Origin of the sequence: Phyllobacterium brassicacearum (assembly GCF_003010955.1) — a bacterium.
GTDB classification, from domain to species: domain Bacteria; phylum Pseudomonadota; class Alphaproteobacteria; order Rhizobiales; family Rhizobiaceae; genus Phyllobacterium; species Phyllobacterium brassicacearum.
Window position 1 is genome coordinate 1 of record NZ_PGGO01000068.1, and the last position, 985, is coordinate 985.

Here is a 985-nt window from a genome sequence, read left to right on the forward strand (position 1 = left end):
GAGGATCGCCTCAGCGATCACCTTACCGCCAATCGCTGTCGTGTTCAGTCCATGACCTCCAAATGCCGTGCAGTACCACACATCCGAGTGCAGTTGCCCAATCTGGGGCATGAGATGTCGTGCATATGACATCAGCCCCGACCAGGATGTTTCGATTTTCAAGTCAGCGAGCTGCGGATAGGTACGCGCCATTTCTCGGTGCAGTTCAACGGCGAGAGCTGCAGGCGATGCGGCCCTCGTGGTGATGCGCCCGCCCCAGAGCAGACGCTTGCCGCCCTCGATGACGCGATAATAATCCCCGGCTCGCCGATTATCGCCAACTGCGTCGGTCGTGGTGATGGCTTGGCGGATAAGATCCGGAGCTTCTTCTGTCATCATGACGTAGGTGGCGATAGGCAGAAAGCTGCGTTTCATTTTCGGAATTAGTCCCGTCGTGTACCCTCCGCTTGCGACGATGACGCGCCGCGTTCTTATTTCTCCCCGAGCTGTACGGACGATTTTCTCGGATCGACTGAAATCACATGATAAGGCCGGGCTGCCTTCAAATATTTTTCCGCCCAGCCGCCGGATTTCCCGCGCTGCGGAGCGAAGATAATTGAGCGGATGTATGTGAAACGCCTGCGGATCGCGCAGTGCCTGAAAATAGCGTTTCGAGCGAAGGACATTCTGCACTTGGTCCCGGCTCATGTACTCGACAGAATAATCGAATTCCCGCTGGAGATAGTCAGCACGCGCGAGAAGAGCTTGGCTGTTCTCGTAGCGCAATACGCTCATAATTCCGTGCGTGGGTGCTGCGGCGACAATGTCCAACTCATCAATTGTATCGCGTACAAATTTCATACCCTCGATCGACAGGGCGTGGAGTTTGCGGGCGTGGTCAGCGCCCACGGCGCGCTCGATCGCATCGCCGTCATTGGCATAACCCGGACTGACAAAACCGCCATTGCGTCCGGAAGCGCCCCAGCCGATGCGTTCGGCTTCCAAT

At 56.8% G+C, this 985-nt stretch carries 1 protein-coding gene; it reads right to left on the bottom strand.

From position 1 onward, the window contains the following. Nucleotides 1–985: NAD(P)/FAD-dependent oxidoreductase (locus tag CU102_RS28265; RefSeq protein WP_106714347.1), on the bottom strand; the 985-nt coding region annotated here is incomplete at both ends.